Genomic DNA, 17,091 nt, shown 5'->3' on the forward strand with positions numbered 1-17,091 from the left:
GTTTCGCCGCAAGCATACGGGTCATGTGAAACCGGCTCCGTTCGATCGATGTCGCTCCACGTTTCCCACCCTGCGGCATTGACCTGCCAGCATCTCAAGGTTAAATCAACACATGATGATTTATGGCATGAATTGGAGTTGCAGGCGTGCCGCCGTTCGATCTCACATTTTCCACGGCTCCGGATGAAGTGCCGGTTATCATGTCTCTTGAGGCCTCGGACGAGGGGCATGCCAGGAAGGTCGCATCGATGGCCATCGCGGAAGCTTTAGGACGCCCTGGGATGCTCGTGCTCCTTGAACCAAGTGGCTGGTTTACGGCTGGTGTGGGTTTCTGGTCGCGGCGCGGTCACTATGTGCTGAGCGCACATCCGGCGCCGACTTCAACCGACGCTGGCAAATGAACTGGTTTCCCTTGCTTGATGCCTGCAAGCGCGCGGAATGTGCCTTCGGCAGTCGCTTTGAGGAGTTGAAGCAGGCGATATTGACGACCTATCGGACCTACGATGCTCATGCTAACGACCGCCTGGATTCAGAATGCGCGCTCTTCATTCTCTGGAGCATCGAGATCGGCCTGCTCAATGCGCCGACATGGTGGTTCGATCGCCATCGTGCGGAAAGGCGATTTGCTAACCTCCTGCGCCGTGGCCTTCGCGAGCAGGGCGTGGAATTTGCTGGGCGGAAAATGGAGGAGGTATATCGGGCCCGATTCCGAGATGCGTTACGCACGATCCGGAACATTCATGTCGAATGGGACACAATCGGATATCTCCAGCCTCCGCTAACGGTGCGCACGACCAAGCTATTCATAAGCTACACGACTGATATTTCTTATCCTCTTTCGTCCGAAGCGCGCGCAGATATGCATCATAGGCTGCACGCTGTTCTAACTGATGGGTGCCGCGCCTGTGTCCTTTCAATCCTGCCGCCTGCGGAATAGCGCATTCTGTCTAAGGCGTTGATCAATTGCGCCATCCGCCACTATGGACAGCGAGGTGACTGTCTGCGGCTCTCTTGATAGCCATCAGACGAAATTGGCGCTCCACCCAGTTCTCACAGCCTCCATAAGATCTTTTGATCTGTATGGATTTTTGGGCCTGTGTCCGATCATGAGAGGAATAGGAGTGGGGCCTCCGACAAGGGGACGTGTCACCACGCCGTTGAGCAGCAGGCGCGCTGCATATTCCGGCAGGAGTGAGAAGCCGCCCACCGAGAGGATGAGTGACAGGGCGGATGCAATATTGGCCGCAGCATGAACCGCGACAAGAGACAGATCCTTCTGCTGAGCCCATGCATCAATGGCTGACCGTAAAGCCGGTGCCGACCGTCGGCCAACAGAGACATATATTTCGTCGATCAGGTCGGCGTAGTCCAATTGCGCTTTTGCAGCGAGAGGGTGGTCCTCCCGGAGGAAGACCATGACGTGATGGTGACCGGCAATCTCGAAATGAATATCGGCCGCATCTTCATCCTGACGCATGAACGCCATATCAAGATTGCCCGTGCGCAGTTCATCTATGATGCGTGGAGACGACGCGCTCATGACCCGAATATCGGCATCAGCAGAGTAGCCGTGTGCCAGTTCCATCAGCCGGGGCAATATGGATAGTTCAAGCCCAGGAAGCACACCGAGGCGAAGGATGGCGGGCGTATTTTTAGCTGCCGCCGCTGCGTCCTCGACCTGTTTGAGAATGCGGCGGCCATGTTCAAGAAAGACCTGGCCAGCATCGGTCAGGACGATGCCACGCGATCGTCGATCGAAGAGCCGGATACCAAGCTCATCCTCCAGTTCGAGAAGCTGTCGGCTGAGCGAAGGCTGCGATGTGTGAAGCAGGGACCGCGCCGCCCCGCTCACGCTCCCTGCGTCCGCAACGGCCACAAAATACCGGATATGACGAAGCTCCATCCATGCCTCCTGAGCATGGCTAGTAGCGCTATCAAGTCTTGGTAAGTCTGGCAACCGCGACCTATCTCCTCCTTGCAATCAAGGCCTGAGCTCGATGGCAAGCAGCCGGGCTCATCGAGAAACAACGCACCGCTTATCGCCTAGTCCCGATGGAGCGGGTGCAATTTCATGGAGCAGACAGGTGAATATACCTCAGAAAATCGGCATTGTTGGATGCGGCGTCATAGGCGCCAGCTGGGCAGCCTATTATCTTGCACGCGGCTTCGATGTGGGCGCTACCGATCCTGCTCCCGGCGCCGAACAAAGGTTGCACGAACTTGTCGCCCAGTACTGGCCCGCCCTGGTCAAAATCGGTTTGGCGCCAGGCGCCTCCATGGATCGTCTGACGTTTGATCCCGATCCTTCCAAAGCGCTTTCGGGCGCCGGTTTCGTACAGGAAAATGGCCCTGAGCGGGTCGACATCAAAAGGACCCTCCTTGCCGAGATTTCGGCCGCGGTGGCGGATGATGTGATCATCGCCACCTCATCATCAGGCATCCTGATCTCGGAAATCCAGGGCGGCGCAAGCCATCCCGAACGCGTGGTGCTTGGGCACCCGTTCAATCCGCCGCATCTCATCCCGCTGGTCGAAGTTGTCGGCGGCAAAGACACCACGCCCGAAGTTATCGAGCGCACGCTCGCCTTTTACAGGGACATCGGCAAGAAGCCCATCCACATTCGCCGCGAAGTGAAGGGGCATGTGGCCAATCGGCTTCAGGCGGCTCTCTGGCGCGAAGCCTTCTATCTTGTGGATCAGGGAATTGCTTCGGTTTCCGACGTCGATACGGCGATCGCCCATGGACCGGGCCTGCGCTGGGCACTGCTGGGGCCGTTCCTCAATCTCCACCTCTCTGGCGGCAGCGGCGGCATCGGACATGTCATCGACCATCTCGGCCCCCCGATCGAATCCTGGTGGCGCGATCTGGGCGATCTTTCCTTCACCCCGCAAGTAAGGGCGCAGGCCGTTGCAGGCGTGGAAGAGGAATTGAGCGGCCGCGCGCTGGCCGCCCTTCAGGATGAGCGCGACGAGGTACTTATCCGGTTGCTCTCGCTCAAGGCTCAAGCCCCCGAACTGCCCTGAACCAGCAATCAATTTTTGAATAGGAATGATGTGATGAGCAATATCATCGAAGGTCGCATCAAGACGGCGCTGGCGGAGCCGCTGACGTCCGACGACAGGATCGATCCGGCAAAGGAACTACAGGAAGTCCTTTCCTCGGTCGGCCTGAATTCGCACGATGCCGGCGGTACTATCAGTTTCATTGGCAAGGACCCGGTGATTTCCAGCCCCTGGCCGCTCGCTACCATGGCCGGTGTATCGCTGATGGCCAAGGCGGTGGCCTTTGCCGGCATATGGAAGACGCGGACCGGGGAGGGGCAGGATCTGTCCGTAGACCTGCGGCAAGTCCTGCACCGCCTCTGCCCCTTCTACGATAAGAAATGGGAGATGCTGAACGGATATGCCCCGGGCACACCGTCCGATCCCACCAATCCATTCATGCCCAGCCACATGTATCAGACGCGTGACGGGCGCTGGATCCAGTTGCTCAATATCTACCCCCGGACCAAATCGGCGGCGCTGGCCCTGCTGGGTTGCAATGACAGCGTCAGCGCCATCTCCGCTGCCGTGCGCGGATATGATGGGCTCGATCTCGAACGGCGCTTTAACGAGGCGGGCTTGCAGGCGACACTTGTGCGAACCGCGGAGGAATTCGTGGCGACCGAGCAGTTCGGCTATCTCAAGGACATGCCGCTCGTCGAAATCACGAAGATCGGTGACAGCGATCCCGTTCCGTTTACCGCCGATCCTAAGACACCGCTCGACGGCATTCGCGCGCTCGGCCTCGGCCGGGTGATCGCGGGCGCCGGGCTCGGGCGCGCGCTTGCCTATCATGGGGCGGATGTTCTCAATATCTGGGGACCGAACGACTTCGAGATGGATCTGACCTATTACACGGCCAATGTCGGCATGCGGTCGGCCACCATGGACCTGAAGCGCGCCGACGAACTGGCGCGTTTCAAGGTGCTGGCGCAGGACGCCGACATCATGTTCTCCAACCGCCGTCCCGGCTTCCTTGGTCGCTACAACCTGGCCGCAGAGCAGATGGCGGAACTCAAGCCAGGGCTGATCCACGTCGACATGTCGCTCTACGGCTGGCATGGGCCTTGGGCGGACCGCATCGGCTTCGACCAGAATGCCGGCGGCGTCAGCGGCGTCTTCGCCCGCGAGGGGACGCCCGAGCGGCCGCAACTGACCGAGATCTTCGTCGTCAACGACTATGCCATGTCCTGGATTTCGAGTGTCGCCGTGGCGGCTGCGCTTCAACGGCGCGCGGTCGAAGGCGGCAGCTATCGCATCCGCATTTCGCTGGCGCGCCTGTCGATCTGGCTGCTGAAGATGGGCATATTCGACAAGTCCTATGCGGCCTCGATCGCGGGCACGCCCGGCGACCACGAGTATCTGGCGCCTGAAATGTTCGAAGCCGATACACCTTGTGGGCACTACCAGGGCGTTACCGATCAGGTGCAGATGTCCCGTACGCCGGGCTTCTACGCCACGCCGCTCGTGCCCCGCGGGTCGAGCAAGCCGGAATGGCTTCCCCGCTGCTGACGGGGCGACGCCCCGGGCCTGATCTTCCCTCGTCAGGCCCAGGTAACCAACAGAACAAGGAAAAGTGACATGAACAAGAGCTTGCGCGAAAGCCTTATCGGCGCCTGGAAACTGGTCTCCTATGTCGAAAAACCGGTCGATGGATCGCCAACCGTTCATCCTTTGGGCGAAGATGCAACGGGTATCATCATGTACACGCCGGACGGTTTCATGTCCGCCCAGTTGATGCGATCGGGCCGTCCGCAATTCGCGTCAGGAGACTGGTTCGGCGGTTCGGATGACGAGTATCGCCAGGCGGGGAACTACATAGCCTATTCCGGTCCCTTCCATGTGAATGAAGAGGATCAGACGCTGACGCACAGCATGTTCGTTTCGTACTTTCCCAACTGGCTCGGCCAGACCCAGCCTCGCGTCGTCAGGCAGGAAGGCGACCTGCTCCACCTCAGCACAGCGTCGCCAATCCAGTCTGGAGGGAAGACCGTCATGTCGTATCTGACATGGACGCGCGCCGGTAACTGACCAAGAGCAGCGCCAAGCGCGTGACCTGGTTTTGCGCGATCTGTTTATGATCGACCGGCCCGTGGATCGAAGGACTGCGGGCCGGTATATTTTTGCAGAAAGGTTCTGGCGACCGCTCCGCCGTGCCCATGCCCTCACTACCTGGGCACAAAAGCCTCACAACTCAACGAGGCGCATCAAATCACGCCAACCAACGGTCGATCGGTTTGGCGCCGGACTACGGGACATGGCTGCGGGTGCGGCAATGATCAACTCGAGACTCCCGCAGCGCCACTTCGGCTCCTTGGTGCCCTTGGTGAGTGGCCGATCAATGCGATCGTTCGCGCATCGCCATGCCGAGGGCGGGTGAGGTGCGCCGGCGCCACATCAAGAGAGGCGCATCAATGCGTCAATGCAGCTTGAGGCGCGGCCGTATGACCTGATTGACCTTGCCGACGGCCATCAACGCGAGACCCCGCAGCCAGCCATGGACTGCCAGAACATGCATCCGATAAAGTGATGTGTAGACGAATCTCGCCAATCGACCCTCGACCGCGAGGCGTCCGCCTATCAGATTGCCCATCAAGCTACCGACGGTCGAAAAGCGGCTGAGCGATACAAGCGATCCATGGTCGCGATAGACAAAATCGAGGAGGGGCTTATTGGCGGTGAGCCGCAAAAGATTTCGGTAGACCGTCGACGCCATTTGATGTGCGGCCTGAGCGCGCGGCGGTATCGGCCGCTCGGTACCTGGAAGGAGGCAGGAACAACAATCCCCCAACGCAAAAATCCGCTCGTCCTCTGTCGTCTGGAGGGTGGGACGCACAAGAAGTTGGGACGCGCGATTGACCTCGAGACCATCAAGATGGCTCAACAGGGCATGGCCCTTTACGCCAGCCGCCCATACCATGAGATCCGCGTCGATCCGTTCGCCCTCTTTGGTAATGATGGCGTGCTTTTCGGCACTCGTGACGGGCACGCCCGCGAGAACCCGGACACCTAAAGCTTCGAGTTCCGCCTGCGCGGCCTTGGCGAGACGCTCTGGCAGGGCTGGCAGTATGCGCGGCCCTGCTTCGACCAATGTGACCTTGAGCCTGCTCTCGTCGAAGACCTCAAGGCCGTAAAGACGAAGCGCCGATGCGGCATTGTACAACTCGGCACTCAGTTCGACGCCGGTAGCGCCTCCGCCAATGATCACTACCCGCACATATTCATCGACTGTGCCGTCAGCACTCATCCGTCGGGATACTCTGAGGCAATGATCGAGCAGCTTCGATCGGAAGCGGTCTGCCTGGGCGCGTTCATCAAGAAAGATACAATTTTCGCGAACGCCTGGCGTACCGAAGTCGTTGCTGACCGAGCCGATGGCAAGCACGAGATAATCATATCGTATCGCATGGCGGCCAACGATCTCGCTGCCATCCTCGTCACGGACCGGAGCAATGATGACCTGGCGCTTTGTCCGATCGATCGTCTCGAGCGTACCGTAATAGAAGCGGTAGCCCCAACGATGGCAATGACCGCGATATCCCACCTCATCAAGATTGGCATCGAGCGAGCCAGCCGCGACCTCATGCAGTAGCGGTTTCCAGACATGAGTGTGGTTCCGATCGATGAGGATTATGTCGTGATTCTTTCGCCCAAAGTGCGCACCAAGTTTTCTTACCAACTCGAGCCCGCCTGCACCGCCGCCCACCACGACGATCTGGGTTTTCTTCGTTTTGGCCACCTGTTGATTAGATCCAGGACGTGAGCTGGTATCGATCGTCATCGCGTACGCCTCTATACTAGGTTCATTGTGAGTCGTCAGGCTGCCAGATGAAAACTGCCTGCCGGGACATCCCAGGACCGGCGGCCGCGCCTGCGTTTGTCAAGTAGGGGCCAGCATCGCTGTCCAGGCACACGGTTCTGAGCCAAGTTGGGCGTATGGCCCGTGATCCAGGCGCCTTCCATGACGGCATGGGCTGCCACCGCACGGCGAAATCCGCCTGGACCTCGCCGTGCAGCGCGCCCTGTCACGCCGTGATCAAGCCGGCAATTACCTGTTCGGCGCCTTCGCTATAGGGCGCGCGCATCAGGAGGTTCGACTCGCCGCCTTCGCTCTGCACGAATACAGGCTTCGTATGGCTCAGCGCGCGGAAGCCATATTCGCCATGATAGTGGCCCATGCCCGATGCCCCGACGCCGCCAAATGGGAGCGTATCGAGAAATACATGGGTCATTGCATCGTTCACGATCAACGCGCCCGATGTGGTCCGCGCAGCAACCTGAGATTGGTCGTCCGCATTGCTGCTGAACAAATAGAGCGCCAATGGACGAGGACGGGCATTGATGTAAGTGATCGCATCATCAAACGTCTCGTAGGTGACGACGGGCAGCAGCGGCCCAAAAATCTCCTCCTGCGCAACGCGCATCTCGTCGGTCGCACCCAACACTAATGTCGGCGCAACCTTGCGATTGCCAAGGTCGGACAAATCTTCGTTTGCCGGGTTGAGAGAGACCAGGGTCGCACCCTTGATCCTGGCATCTTCGATAAGGGCCTGCTGCCGCGCGAATCCACCCGCATTGAGCATGGAGGTATAGTCATCATTATCGCGCAGGCTGGGGTACATTGCGGCCACCGCCGCTTTGGCCTCCTCGACAAAAGCCTCCACGCGATCGGCCTGGATCAGGATATAGTCGGGAGACAGGCAAATCTGCCCGGCATTGAAGGTCTTTACCGTAAGAATCCGCTCGGCCATTTGCCGCAAGTCGGCGTCGGCACAGACGAGTACGGGCGATTTGCCGCCCAGTTCAAGGGTTACGGGAACCAGATTTTCGGACGCGGATCGCATTACATGATGCGCAACCTGTGTACTGCCGGTGAAGATCAGATGGTCGAACGGCTGCGCAGAGAAAGCCGATCCCGTGGCGGGGCCTCCGAGCACCGTGGTCAGTTCATCCTGCTCGAAATATTCGTCGATCAGGTCCGCCAGCAGCTGGGACGTCGCCGGCGTCAGTTCCGATGGCTTCAGCATAGCACGATTGCCTGCCGCGAAGCAGTTTGCCAGCGGGCCAAAGGCCAGCACAACAGGAAAATTCCAGGGGCTGATAATACCGGTCACGCCCAGCGGCTGATACTCGACCCAGGCTCGGGTGCCTGGGAATGGTTCCAGTTGCGGCTGGGGTCGCATCCATTCGTCGATATGGTTGAGATTGTAACGCAGCCCTTCCACGGATGCGAGGATGTCGGCGAGCAAGGTTTCCTGTCGGCTTCGCGTTCCGAAGTCGGACGAGACGACATCGATAATCGCCTCCTGATGCGTCCGCAACAGATCGATTGCCCTGCTGATGCGGTCCTTGCGCAAGGCAGATGAGGGCGGCCCTGCTTCGAACTGAGCCTGTTTCATTCGATCGAGCTGCTCACGGATTTGGTCTGCCGAGGGATCGTCGGGAAGTCGCAAATTGGGCATGTTGTGTGTCCGTTGTTAAGAAGGGGGGGGGCGCGTGTCAATCGTGCGTGAGAACGAGACGACCATTGACCTTTCCGGCGCGAAGCAGCTGGATCGCTTCGTTGACCTCACCGATTGGAACTTCCTGCACGGGAATAGGCTTGATGGCGCCGGCGCGGACATAGGTCATCAATTCGACCATCTCATCGAGGCTGCCGACGAACGAACCGGCAATGCTGACCTGACGAATTGCAAGCAGCGGAAGTGACACATGGGCCTCGCCGCCGAACAATCCGACAATCACGAGTTTGCCGCTTGTCTTGAGTTGATCCAGTGCGAATTCCGCGGTGGCGGGCGCCCCTACAAAATCCACGACACCAGCCAGCCCGCCGGTGGCTTCACGCAGTCGGTTTGCGGCATCAGGCGTTGAACTGTTGATCGTGAGGTCGGCGCCATACTGGTCGGCGGCCACCTTCAATCTCTCGTCATTGACATCGACCACGGCGACCTTCTGAAATCCCGAGCCCTTGGCGATGGCGAGCGCCATCATGCCGACCCCGCCGGCACCAATGATCGCGATCCACTGATCCTGTCGTCCGTCGAGTTTTTTCAGGGCCGAAAAGGAGGTGAGCCCGGAGCATGCATAGGGACCTGCCAGTAGAGGATCGACGCCCCTCGCTTCGATCAGGAATTTGGGCTCGCGTACCAGGAGATGGTCTGCCTGTCCGCCCGGCTGCTGCATTCCGATAACCTGCGGACTGCCGCACTGGTGATCCAGTCCTCGGTTGCAATATTCGCAGTCACCGCAGCCGATCCACGGATAGACGATGACCGGACGGCCTCGGTCAGCTTCGACCAATCCCGCTTCGGGGCCGAAATCGACAATGACCCCGAAGGGCTCGTGCCCGAGAACGAAAGGCAGGTTCACGCCGAGTGCCGCCAATGGCAAGCTATTGCCGCCACCTAGATTGAGATGGCCCTCGTGAAAATGCAGATCGGAATGACAAAGACCACAGGAATGCACTCGAACCAGCACTTGCTTTCCGGTCGGCCTGTGCAGTTCGGAAATACGTTCCTCCAGCGGTTCGCCAAATGCGACCACCGTCTGCGCTTTTACGGTTTGATTTTCCAAGGGTGAGTGCCTCTCTTATTTGACATACAAATTGTAATCGATGGAATCATTTCAGCCTGGGTTCTTGAATATTCCCGTCATCGTCAAATCGGGCGAAAGGATTTTGAGCGTTAATAAGCGTACACCGACTTGTCTGCGCGCCGTTGCGTGCAGTGTTCATGCCATTTTGTGCAAAGTTGGCTTCAAATTGAGGCTCCGACGCGCTAGCCGGTCTTCAATGGTCAGAAGCCAATCTCCATCGTCGATATGGTATCTGCCAGTCGCGTTGAAATTGGAGGTCAGGCTCTAACCCGCACCTGGTTGCGGCCCGAGACGCATCGAGTCCGGAAACTTTTGTTCGGCGGTCCGCCGCCCCGTGCCTGTCTCGGCAGACCAGCAATTTGCCGCACATTCCGCGGCTATGTGTCGCCTCTGTGCCTTGGGGGTACGCTGGCAAGACCTTGCTACTTTTCCGCCGATTGGGAGACGGGCTGGCGCGCATATTGGCCGCTAGAGTGCGGCCCCGATGACACCGATCGTGTCAGACCACAGGCTGATACTGGTCAACGAAGGGTATTAGGCGGATCGGCGAGCGAATTCCCCGGCGAGTGAACTCAAGCCAGGCTCTCTTGGCACCTTTGTCGTCGATCTCGCGTGCCGATATTCCGTCGGCGTCATACCCAGTTGTTGTTTGAAAAGCCTCGCGAAGTGGGTCGCATCGGGAAACCCTGCGTCCAGAGCAATATCAGTGACGTTTCTGTGGGACTGGCCGGGATCAGAGAGGATGGCGCAGCTCAAATCGATCCGATACTGCTGGATGGCCTTGTACGGCGTCTGCCCGTTCCGCTTCAATACGTTGTACAGGGTACGCCTGGAAACATGCAGGACGTCCGCCAGACCCTCCACCGAGAATTCGGGATCGGCGCCGTATGCGCGGATCGCCTGGTGCGCCTGGGCGAGAAGAAGGGTTTCGCGTGACATATCGAGGAAAGCACCGTCATTGTCCATCGATCGACGTATGCCCGCCTCGATAAGCGTCGCGATCGCATGAGCCGTTGCCGCAACGTCGTCGCGCCCTGCCTCGACCTTACCGTCCAGGCACGCGCTGATGGTTTCGAACGCAATCGCCATGTTACCGGCGATTGAATAGGTTTGCTCGGCCCGGTTTGCATCAGCAAGAAATCTTTGAATCGATATCGCTCCAACCGGCATCGCTACCGCTACGCAATCATAAGGTTCGTCAGAATCGAGCCGGTAGGGGCAGGCTGGATCATAGATGGTCCACATGCCTTCCTTCAGAATATGGGCGCTTCCGTTGCGCCATAGTCTGGTCTGACCCCTGGTGATAAAAATCAGCTTCACATAATTGCCAATGTCGGCGGCTTTCCTGTTCCAGTGCGCGCCGACACCACTGATCGACAGTCGGGCAAATCGAAGCGCCGAAAGGCTCGCAAACTGTCCCAGAAGCTCGGGCTCGCCATTTGGCATAGCGTCGTCGCTGACCAGAGAGAGCGGAAGCAATGCGCTCGTGACCGCGAGTTCGAGATCCGCAAGCCTGGTCCTATAGGGGCTTGTCGCCTCGTCGGCAAAGCCCGGTGGTGCCATCTCGGGACGTGTTGGTGCGGTGCGTATGAACATGTCGGCTCCAGCCTGCGCTTTTCTCGTCTGTTGCTGCGATCAGATCACTTGCGGCCGTCCTGCCTCTGTCCGTATGAAGAACCAGACTGTATCGCGGCATGCTTGCAAACTCCGGGCGAATGCCATAAATCATCATATGTTGATTAAATCAGAGGATGGCTGGCGTCAATGCCATTGGGTCGCACCAGGGTTGAAAATGACAGGCGTGGTCGCGGGAGGCCGCGGCAAGGGTTGGAGGCAGACTCCAAGGAGGTCGCGCGGATCGCCTTCGCCGCGTTTGCGGCTTCGGGCTATGAAGGCGCGAGCCTGCGTGAGATCGCATCTGCGGCCAATGTCGATCCTGCCCTGGTTTCTCGCAGATATGGATCAAAGCTGGGGCTGTGGAAATCCACTGTAGATGAGCTTGCCCGACGCATGGCTGCTGTCCACACGCCGATCGCGGAACTGTGCGAAGACGGTTCGTCCTATCCCGCTCGACTGAGCATCGCGCTGCGAAAATTCGTCGCTTTCAGCACCGAGGTCCCAGAACTCGGGCGTTTCTTTGCCGATGAAGTGGCAAAGCCGGGCGAGAGGCGGGACTATATACTCGAACATATTTGGCGTCCGCATTTTGATACGGTCCAGCCGCTGATGCGCGAGGCCTGCGATACCGGTCTTGTAGAAGTAGACGATCCGGATTTTCTCGTTTTTCTCCTCATTGGCATGGTTGCCATGCCCTTGATGATGAACTCCGTCATCAAGGATGAGCTGGGTATCGACGACACCCAGCTTGCAGAACGGCTCAGTCGCTCCGTCGAGCGGCTGTTTCTTGGCGGATGAAGGGGCTTGGTCAGAACGGCTGAGCGATGCGCCTTAATCCGGCGCATCATCAGGGGCGCTACGTCGGCCACGCGATGGGAGCATGCTATTACCCGAAGACGCCATTTCTTTCGAAACTCGGCACAAAGAACGGCGTGTCCCGCCTCAGGCTTGTTTTTCCCTAGAAGAGCGGCGCGCTCTTTGGCTGGGAACGATCGACCCCGTTCGATCGTGCGAACAGCAGACCGGGAGGTGGGGACGACTCAACAGGCTATGGAAAGCTCGTTGACCTGGGTTTGAGGGCGCGGCCGGATCATCCAAGGATCGCGATTGATCGCGGCGGTGCGGCAACCGCACCGACGAGTTGCGGAATTCTGATCGATCCGCAATTAAGCGAATGCGCCTGCAGGAACTATTGCCTGACAAGCGACCTGCTCATTCGAATTCTCATGATCAGGGCGCTGACCTTGGCAGAAAACGTTCGACAATATCGCGCGCAAGGCGGGCAGGGCGATGCGTTCTCGCATCGATGCAGCACCAACTCGATCGGACCTCGGCAAGCACTTCCTCGCCTCGTCTGATGATTGTTTCGTAGAACGCCCTGGCCCCCTGAACCTTTTCAAGCAACACGGTGGCAACCACTTCGTCGTCCAGAAAAGCGGGCCTGCGATATGTGATCTCATGCTTCAAGGCGACCCAAAGACGGCTCCTCACGGCATCTGCTGGAGCCAGCCGCTGCCAGTGGTTCAACACGGCGGCCTGAACCCATTTGAGATAGCTGGCATTATTTACATGCCCCATGAAGTCGATGTCATCCTCGTCGATAACGATAGCGTAGCAATAGAGATTGGCATAGGACATGGCTCGATCATAGCATGAATGCTGCAGCGCAGCGAGCTGCAACTCGCCAATTGCGTCGTCGGACCCGAACTGTTTTCCGTGCAGCCGCTCTATGAGTCGTTTCGATGGATCTGTAGGAGGGCGGCAATATACACGCTACCCAACCGCAGCGCTTTTCTCGACCAATTCGGAGAGAAAAGGGAGGTCGGCGCGGTGCCGACCTCAATTGGGAGAGGATGCCTGAAAGGCACCCCCACCTTCTACGAATTGCTGCACTGCGCAACCCCTCAGATTCGAATGTCTGTTATGTTATTCGGAATGAGTAGATGCCACAAACCACGAGGATGAGATCCCGGCAGACGAGCAATGCTGGAAAAAGCTAGTTTGTTGGAAGCTCTCGCGGGGCTGGCGGCTTTGGGAGCCTTGCCGAGGAGGGGTTTGCTCCGGCTGCATTCGCAGAGATGAAGCCCCCGACCGTGTCGACCGAACTCTAAAAATACCGGCGAGCATTTACCTCTTGCGACGTTCCGTCAGGCTAAGAATATTGCAACTGTGGCGGTGCAGTGCGTGGGAAACGCCTTGAGCGCTCAGGACCCAAAGAGCGAATGACAGACGGATCAGAGAACAGCCAGACCACGATCGCGAAAAATGATGAGCGCCTAGGAACTGGCAACTCGTCTGACCCAGCTGTCAGGTTGCTCGCTGTCCTGGAACAGGAATATCCCACACTGCTTCCCAGACTGTCGGCCCACTTGCGATCTCAAGAGGCGGCTGCGGACGCGCTGCATGACACCTACCTCAAACTGCGATCTGGACCTGCCGTGTCTGACGTTCGACAACCGAGGGCCTATCTCTATCGCATGGCTATAAACCTGGCCCTTAACAGCATGCGACGGGCTGCTCGCACAGCCTCCGTCGACAAGGCCGAACTCGAAGCCGTGCCGGACGCCGCGCCGGATCCGGAAAGGGCAGCACTGGCTTCCCGTGAAATGGAACATGCGATTGCCGCGCTTCACCAATTGCCGCCGAAGAGCCGTGCGATATTCCTGGCGCGATGGCGCGACGAGAAGGCCAACGAGGAGATCGCCGTCGCGTTCGGAATGCACAAGCGATCTGTCCAGAAGGATCTCGCGCGCACGGAACTGCACCTGCGCAGGCTGCTCGGCCGCATGAGGCATGAGTGATTCTCAAGTTCAAGGTTTGGCTGGCGCTCGCAGTTTGAAGGCAGACCATTTTGCGATCGAGAAATTTCTTCTGAAGCAGGGCGTCTTTGCGCCTTCCCAGGTGTCACAGCCTTGGGAATGACAGGGCCTCCTCCCAAAACGAGGCGTGGGCGCTAGTGCGCGCATCGTCATGCAGGTGGTGGTCGATGAGGTAGAGCGCCTGAATCCCACGGCGCGCAAGCCTGCCTCGCAACCCATGGGGGTCGCCATGGCGACAGAATGCGTATGACGTCGAGCGCATATGCGCTCCGGTCTCCGGCGCACTTGCAGGCGCCGGACGGACATCGAGGGCAAGACCACCGAAGCCGCGCCGACCACCGGCCCTTGCTTGCACCTTGGCAGGTCAGCATCGCGAAACGCTTCATGCTCGATCATCTCGCCGAAACTCTGCATGTTGCTGAACTCGCGCGCCTGTGTCGGCTTTCTTCAACCTATTTCGTACGGGCCTTTGCCAATACTGTCGGCATTGCTCCCTATGCCTGGTTCCTCGGTAGACGGGTCGCGAAAGCGCAGTTTCTCCTCACCAACAGCGCAATGTCACTTGCCCAAGTGGCATTGGAATGTGGCTTCTCCGATCAGGCGCACTTCACCAACACCTTTGGGAAGGCCACAGGAACAACTCCGGCGCGATGGCGAAAAACCCCGCCTCGGCCGCCGGATGACTGGACGCAATCGCCCTGAAAGAAGAACCGGGAGCCGCATCCCGACTTGGGCTCAGGGGAGCGCCTTGATCCTGCTCCGCCGCGATAGTTGCGATGCCCCGTTCACTCGCTCCCCGGCGCTGTGTGACCGTGCGCGACTGCGCGGCGCTGGGCAGTCCTCAGCGAGCCGTCGTCATGTGCGGGACGGTTCCACCGCATTGACGACCGGAGTGCGACGAGACCGGCAGCGGGCGTCCGCGCGTCGCCGGTCCACGTCTTCACGCGTTCAGCTTGTCCTTCACCGCCTTGGCGGGTGCGAAGGTCAATTTCTTGGACGCAGCGATCTGAATGGTTTCGCCAGTCGCCGGATTGCGACCTTCGCGAGCCGCGGTTTCCTTGACCTTGAACTTGCCGAAACCGTTGAGGGAAATCTCTTCGCCGCCTGCTGCGGCTTGGGCGATCGCGACGAACACGGCATCGACCGTTTTGCGCGCATCGGCCTTGCTCAGGCCGGATTCGGCGGCCAGCTTGTCGGCCAGATCACTATTATTCATTCAAAAACTCCCATTGTGTTGCAATTGTTCGATGCGGGCGAGGCCGTCTATATCTTTGCCTGCAACTCAGCCAGCTTCTCTTGGCATAGCTCGTTGACGACGTTGCCCAGCAGTTCAATTCGCTCCGAGAGATACGAAAATTCCTCGTCGGTCATCTGGAACCAGTCGGAGTGGCGCGCCTTCACATATGCGTCCTTGAGCTTCAGGAAACGTGCCTCAAGCTTCCGTTTGTCGCGTGGCCAGACATCTATGAGCTTGGGCGACAACCTCTCTGCCAACTGCCGCAGAAATTTGATGTTGTGACTGTATGGTGTGTAGAAAGTGAAGACGAGCAAGATGCAATAATAGAGCCGCTCGCACGCCTGCTGCAGGTTGTAGGCAGCGTCCGGATACTGCTTGTTCGAGTAACAGAACTGATATGTCATCCGCGAGGATACGGCCAGCCCAAACCACTGGTCATAATAGCCTTTGGCCATGTCGTACGCCTGCTGCGGCGTCTTCGGCCTGGGCTTGTGCAGCTCGCTGTCGTCGGCCTGATAAAGGGCGATGCCCTCGCGGGCGACATCCATGAAGAAATAACGGCCATGCGCCAGCCCGTCATTCACCTCCTGCAGGGTGTGAACGATGAAATTGACCGGTGTCCGCAGGCGGTTGAGGATCATGGTCTCGCGGTCGAGGCGTTCAGCCGCCTTTTCCCAATATTCGAGCCGGTCGGTCAATTCTTTCTGGTTGACGATGATGAGCAGGTCGAAATCCGATCGATAGCCGCGCTCGGTGTGCGGCTCATGGACCCAACGCCCGGTCGCGTATGAACCGTAGAGGATGATCTTCAGGATGCGGCCCAGCTTGCGGGGGCCGGTGGGCTGGCCATGCGCGTCCTCGAATTCCTCAAACAGGATCTGGATGACCCGATCAAGTTCGCGTCGCTTGTTAGCCGGCAGATGGTCAAGTTCGGTCTTCACGGCTCTTCCGCTGCTCCGCTCAATAGGGCCTCCAGGAGGGGATGGCGTTCCTTCGCGAATGGATTGGCCACGGTGACGCCCCCCCAAGTGAATCCATCCTGCAAATCCTCGGATAGCAGCAGGCGACAGCCAGAATGGGAAGCGGCGGCGAGAATGACGGCGTCCGAGGTAGGCAGTCGATGATCGGTCGCCAGATCGAGTGCTGTCATCATCACGTCGGCAGAGGTGTCGACGGTCGGAAAGGTGTCGCGCCAAGCTAGCAGCGCATCCCGAGCCTGGGCGCGGGGACGCTCCGCCTTGCGCACCAGGACATTGAACAATTCGCCCAGCACTTGCACGGGAATAACCGCGCCATCGGTCGGAATCCGGCGCACGAGAGCAAGCGCGGTTGCACGCTTTTCGCTGTCGTTCACGCCCTCGGCATAGGCGAGAATGTTGGTGTCGAACGCGACCTTCATCGTCCGTCGTAAAGCTCGTCGCGCGTCCAGCGCCCGGCCTGGACAATATCCTGTCGCTCAAGCCGCGCAAGCAAGGCAGCCCGGGCTCCAGAGGCAGTTTCATCTTCACGATAGGCGGGAATTATCCGCGCGACGGGGCGGCCGTGGCTCGTTACAACATAGCTGTTGCCCTCACGGACACCCCGCAGGATCGTGGAGAATTTGCGGTTGGCGTCAGCGGCTGAGACTGCCTGTTCCATTGACTCATCCAGAAAATAGTTATATTGCCTACTCTAGTGCCTGCGGCGCGTTTGGCAAGCGTTTTCGAAGGCGTTTGCTGATCCTCCGCAATGGTTGCAGTGACATGCTTTGGACTCTATTATTAAGCGGTCCAGTTTTGCGATA

Annotated in this window: 18 protein-coding genes; 8 read left to right on the forward strand and 10 right to left on the reverse strand. The window is 58.8% G+C overall.

The window, feature by feature from the left end; all coding sequences use genetic code 11:
* Window positions 1-146: 146 nt before the first annotated feature.
* Both RLDS_RS55910 and RLDS_RS37900 read left to right on the forward strand, forming a co-directional pair.
* Window positions 147-401 carry a hypothetical protein gene (locus tag RLDS_RS55910; RefSeq protein WP_152528028.1) on the forward strand — a complete coding sequence of 85 codons (255 nt, stop codon included), beginning with the start codon at window positions 147-149 and terminating at the stop codon, window positions 399-401.
* On the forward strand, window positions 398-937 hold the full coding sequence (locus RLDS_RS37900; protein WP_021225631.1) for a hypothetical protein: 540 nt from the start codon (window positions 398-400) through the stop codon (window positions 935-937). Before RLDS_RS55910 ends, RLDS_RS37900 begins: the two co-directional genes overlap by 4 nt.
* 84 nt (window positions 938-1,021) lie before the next feature.
* On the opposite strand, the gene RLDS_RS37905 is transcribed toward RLDS_RS37900, so the two are convergent.
* Window positions 1,022-1,903 (reverse strand): LysR substrate-binding domain-containing protein, encoded by an 882-nt coding sequence (locus RLDS_RS37905; RefSeq protein WP_021225632.1) that lies wholly within the window; start codon window positions 1,901-1,903, stop codon window positions 1,022-1,024.
* Between the two features lie 181 nt (window positions 1,904-2,084).
* Here RLDS_RS37905 and RLDS_RS37910 point away from each other — a divergent pair, with 181 nt between their 5' ends.
* The 3 genes from RLDS_RS37910 (at window position 2,085) to RLDS_RS37920 (ending at window position 5,072) form a co-directional block, all read left to right on the forward strand.
* Window positions 2,085-3,023, forward strand: a complete 939-nt coding sequence (locus tag RLDS_RS37910) for a 3-hydroxyacyl-CoA dehydrogenase NAD-binding domain-containing protein (RefSeq protein WP_021225633.1) — start codon at window positions 2,085-2,087, stop codon at window positions 3,021-3,023.
* A 33-nt stretch (window positions 3,024-3,056) separates the two neighbouring features.
* The gene (locus tag RLDS_RS37915; RefSeq protein ID WP_021225634.1) at window positions 3,057-4,553 is read left to right on the forward strand and encodes a CoA transferase; all 1,497 of its coding nucleotides are present in this window, start codon (window positions 3,057-3,059) and stop codon (window positions 4,551-4,553) included.
* A 69-nt stretch (window positions 4,554-4,622) separates the two neighbouring features.
* A complete protein-coding gene (locus RLDS_RS37920; protein WP_021225635.1) occupies window positions 4,623-5,072 on the forward strand; it encodes a lipocalin-like domain-containing protein in 450 nt (149 codons plus the stop codon).
* A gap of 388 nt (window positions 5,073-5,460) precedes the next feature.
* Here the strand turns inward: RLDS_RS37920 and RLDS_RS37925 are convergent, their stop codons facing one another.
* The 4 genes from RLDS_RS37925 to RLDS_RS37940 form a co-directional block, all read right to left on the reverse strand.
* Entirely contained in the window at window positions 5,461-6,822 is a 1,362-nt protein-coding gene (locus tag RLDS_RS37925) for an NAD(P)/FAD-dependent oxidoreductase (RefSeq protein ID WP_021225636.1), read from the reverse strand.
* 244 nt (window positions 6,823-7,066) lie between these two features.
* The gene (locus RLDS_RS37930; protein WP_021225637.1) at window positions 7,067-8,503 is read right to left on the reverse strand and encodes a coniferyl aldehyde dehydrogenase; all 1,437 of its coding nucleotides are present in this window, start codon (window positions 8,501-8,503) and stop codon (window positions 7,067-7,069) included.
* Between the two features lie 37 nt (window positions 8,504-8,540).
* A complete protein-coding gene (locus RLDS_RS37935; protein WP_021225638.1) occupies window positions 8,541-9,614 on the reverse strand; it encodes an alcohol dehydrogenase in 1,074 nt (357 codons plus the stop codon).
* Between the two features lie 555 nt (window positions 9,615-10,169).
* On the reverse strand, window positions 10,170-11,231 hold the full coding sequence (locus RLDS_RS37940) for an AraC family transcriptional regulator (protein WP_021225639.1): 1,062 nt from the start codon (window positions 11,229-11,231) through the stop codon (window positions 10,170-10,172).
* Window positions 11,232-11,462: 231 nt separating this feature from the next.
* Here RLDS_RS37940 and RLDS_RS54495 point away from each other — a divergent pair, with 231 nt between their 5' ends.
* On the forward strand, window positions 11,463-12,050 hold the full coding sequence (locus tag RLDS_RS54495; RefSeq protein ID WP_021225640.1) for a TetR/AcrR family transcriptional regulator: 588 nt from the start codon (window positions 11,463-11,465) through the stop codon (window positions 12,048-12,050).
* A gap of 432 nt (window positions 12,051-12,482) precedes the next feature.
* Here RLDS_RS54495 and RLDS_RS37945 read toward each other — a convergent pair whose 3' ends face one another.
* The gene (locus RLDS_RS37945; protein ID WP_031297907.1) at window positions 12,483-12,890 is read right to left on the reverse strand and encodes an acyl-CoA thioesterase; all 408 of its coding nucleotides are present in this window, start codon (window positions 12,888-12,890) and stop codon (window positions 12,483-12,485) included.
* 584 nt (window positions 12,891-13,474) lie between these two features.
* On the opposite strand from RLDS_RS37945, the gene RLDS_RS0127995 reads away from it, so the two are divergent.
* Window positions 13,475-14,053, forward strand: coding sequence for an RNA polymerase sigma factor (locus RLDS_RS0127995; RefSeq protein WP_031297908.1), 579 nt, complete (start codon window positions 13,475-13,477; stop codon window positions 14,051-14,053).
* Between the two features lie 258 nt (window positions 14,054-14,311).
* Window positions 14,312-14,773, forward strand: coding sequence for a helix-turn-helix domain-containing protein (locus RLDS_RS0128000; protein WP_236616837.1), 462 nt, complete (start codon window positions 14,312-14,314; stop codon window positions 14,771-14,773).
* A gap of 238 nt (window positions 14,774-15,011) precedes the next feature.
* Here RLDS_RS0128000 and RLDS_RS37950 read toward each other — a convergent pair whose 3' ends face one another.
* The 4 genes from RLDS_RS37950 to RLDS_RS37965 are packed head-to-tail and all read right to left on the reverse strand — an operon-like array spanning window position 15,012 to window position 16,946.
* A complete protein-coding gene (locus tag RLDS_RS37950; RefSeq protein WP_021225644.1) occupies window positions 15,012-15,287 on the reverse strand; it encodes an HU family DNA-binding protein in 276 nt (91 codons plus the stop codon).
* A 47-nt stretch (window positions 15,288-15,334) separates the two neighbouring features.
* Entirely contained in the window at window positions 15,335-16,249 is a 915-nt protein-coding gene (locus RLDS_RS37955) for a HEPN domain-containing protein (protein WP_021225645.1), read from the reverse strand.
* On the reverse strand, window positions 16,246-16,707 hold the full coding sequence (locus RLDS_RS37960; protein WP_021225646.1) for a PIN domain-containing protein: 462 nt from the start codon (window positions 16,705-16,707) through the stop codon (window positions 16,246-16,248). The genes RLDS_RS37955 and RLDS_RS37960 overlap by 4 nt, the downstream gene beginning before the upstream one ends.
* Window positions 16,704-16,946: a type II toxin-antitoxin system Phd/YefM family antitoxin gene (locus RLDS_RS37965; RefSeq protein ID WP_021225647.1), complete on the reverse strand. Its 243-nt coding sequence runs from the start codon at window positions 16,944-16,946 to the stop codon at window positions 16,704-16,706. Before RLDS_RS37965 ends, RLDS_RS37960 begins: the two co-directional genes overlap by 4 nt.
* Window positions 16,947-17,091 lie beyond the last annotated feature (145 nt).

Origin of the sequence: Sphingobium lactosutens DS20 (assembly GCF_000445105.1) — a bacterium.
In the GTDB taxonomy this organism is placed as follows: Bacteria; Pseudomonadota; Alphaproteobacteria; order Sphingomonadales; family Sphingomonadaceae; genus Sphingobium; species Sphingobium lactosutens.

What these genes read in the sequence shown, in the direction of transcription:
- RLDS_RS37900 (WP_021225631.1), top strand. Translation starts at nt 398, where the DNA reads ATGAACTGGTTTCCCTTGCTTGATGCCTGCAAGCGCGCGGAATGTGCC.
- RLDS_RS37905 (WP_021225632.1), bottom strand. Translation starts at nt 1,903, where the DNA reads ATGGAGCTTCGTCATATCCGGTATTTTGTGGCCGTTGCGGACGCAGGG.
- RLDS_RS37915 (WP_021225634.1), top strand. Translation starts at nt 3,057, where the DNA reads ATGAGCAATATCATCGAAGGTCGCATCAAGACGGCGCTGGCGGAGCCG.
- RLDS_RS37920 (WP_021225635.1), top strand. Translation starts at nt 4,623, where the DNA reads ATGAACAAGAGCTTGCGCGAAAGCCTTATCGGCGCCTGGAAACTGGTC.
- RLDS_RS37925 (WP_021225636.1), bottom strand. Translation starts at nt 6,822, where the DNA reads ATGACGATCGATACCAGCTCACGTCCTGGATCTAATCAACAGGTGGCC.
- RLDS_RS37930 (WP_021225637.1), bottom strand. Translation starts at nt 8,503, where the DNA reads ATGCCCAATTTGCGACTTCCCGACGATCCCTCGGCAGACCAAATCCGT.
- RLDS_RS37940 (WP_021225639.1), bottom strand. Translation starts at nt 11,231, where the DNA reads ATGTTCATACGCACCGCACCAACACGTCCCGAGATGGCACCACCGGGC.
- RLDS_RS37945 (WP_031297907.1), bottom strand. Translation starts at nt 12,890, where the DNA reads ATGTCCTATGCCAATCTCTATTGCTACGCTATCGTTATCGACGAGGAT.
- RLDS_RS0127995 (WP_031297908.1), top strand. Translation starts at nt 13,475, where the DNA reads ATGACAGACGGATCAGAGAACAGCCAGACCACGATCGCGAAAAATGAT.
- RLDS_RS0128000 (WP_236616837.1), top strand. Translation starts at nt 14,312, where the DNA reads ATGCGTATGACGTCGAGCGCATATGCGCTCCGGTCTCCGGCGCACTTG.
- RLDS_RS37950 (WP_021225644.1), bottom strand. Translation starts at nt 15,287, where the DNA reads ATGAATAATAGTGATCTGGCCGACAAGCTGGCCGCCGAATCCGGCCTG.
- RLDS_RS37960 (WP_021225646.1), bottom strand. Translation starts at nt 16,707, where the DNA reads ATGAAGGTCGCGTTCGACACCAACATTCTCGCCTATGCCGAGGGCGTG.
- RLDS_RS37965 (WP_021225647.1), bottom strand. Translation starts at nt 16,946, where the DNA reads ATGGAACAGGCAGTCTCAGCCGCTGACGCCAACCGCAAATTCTCCACG.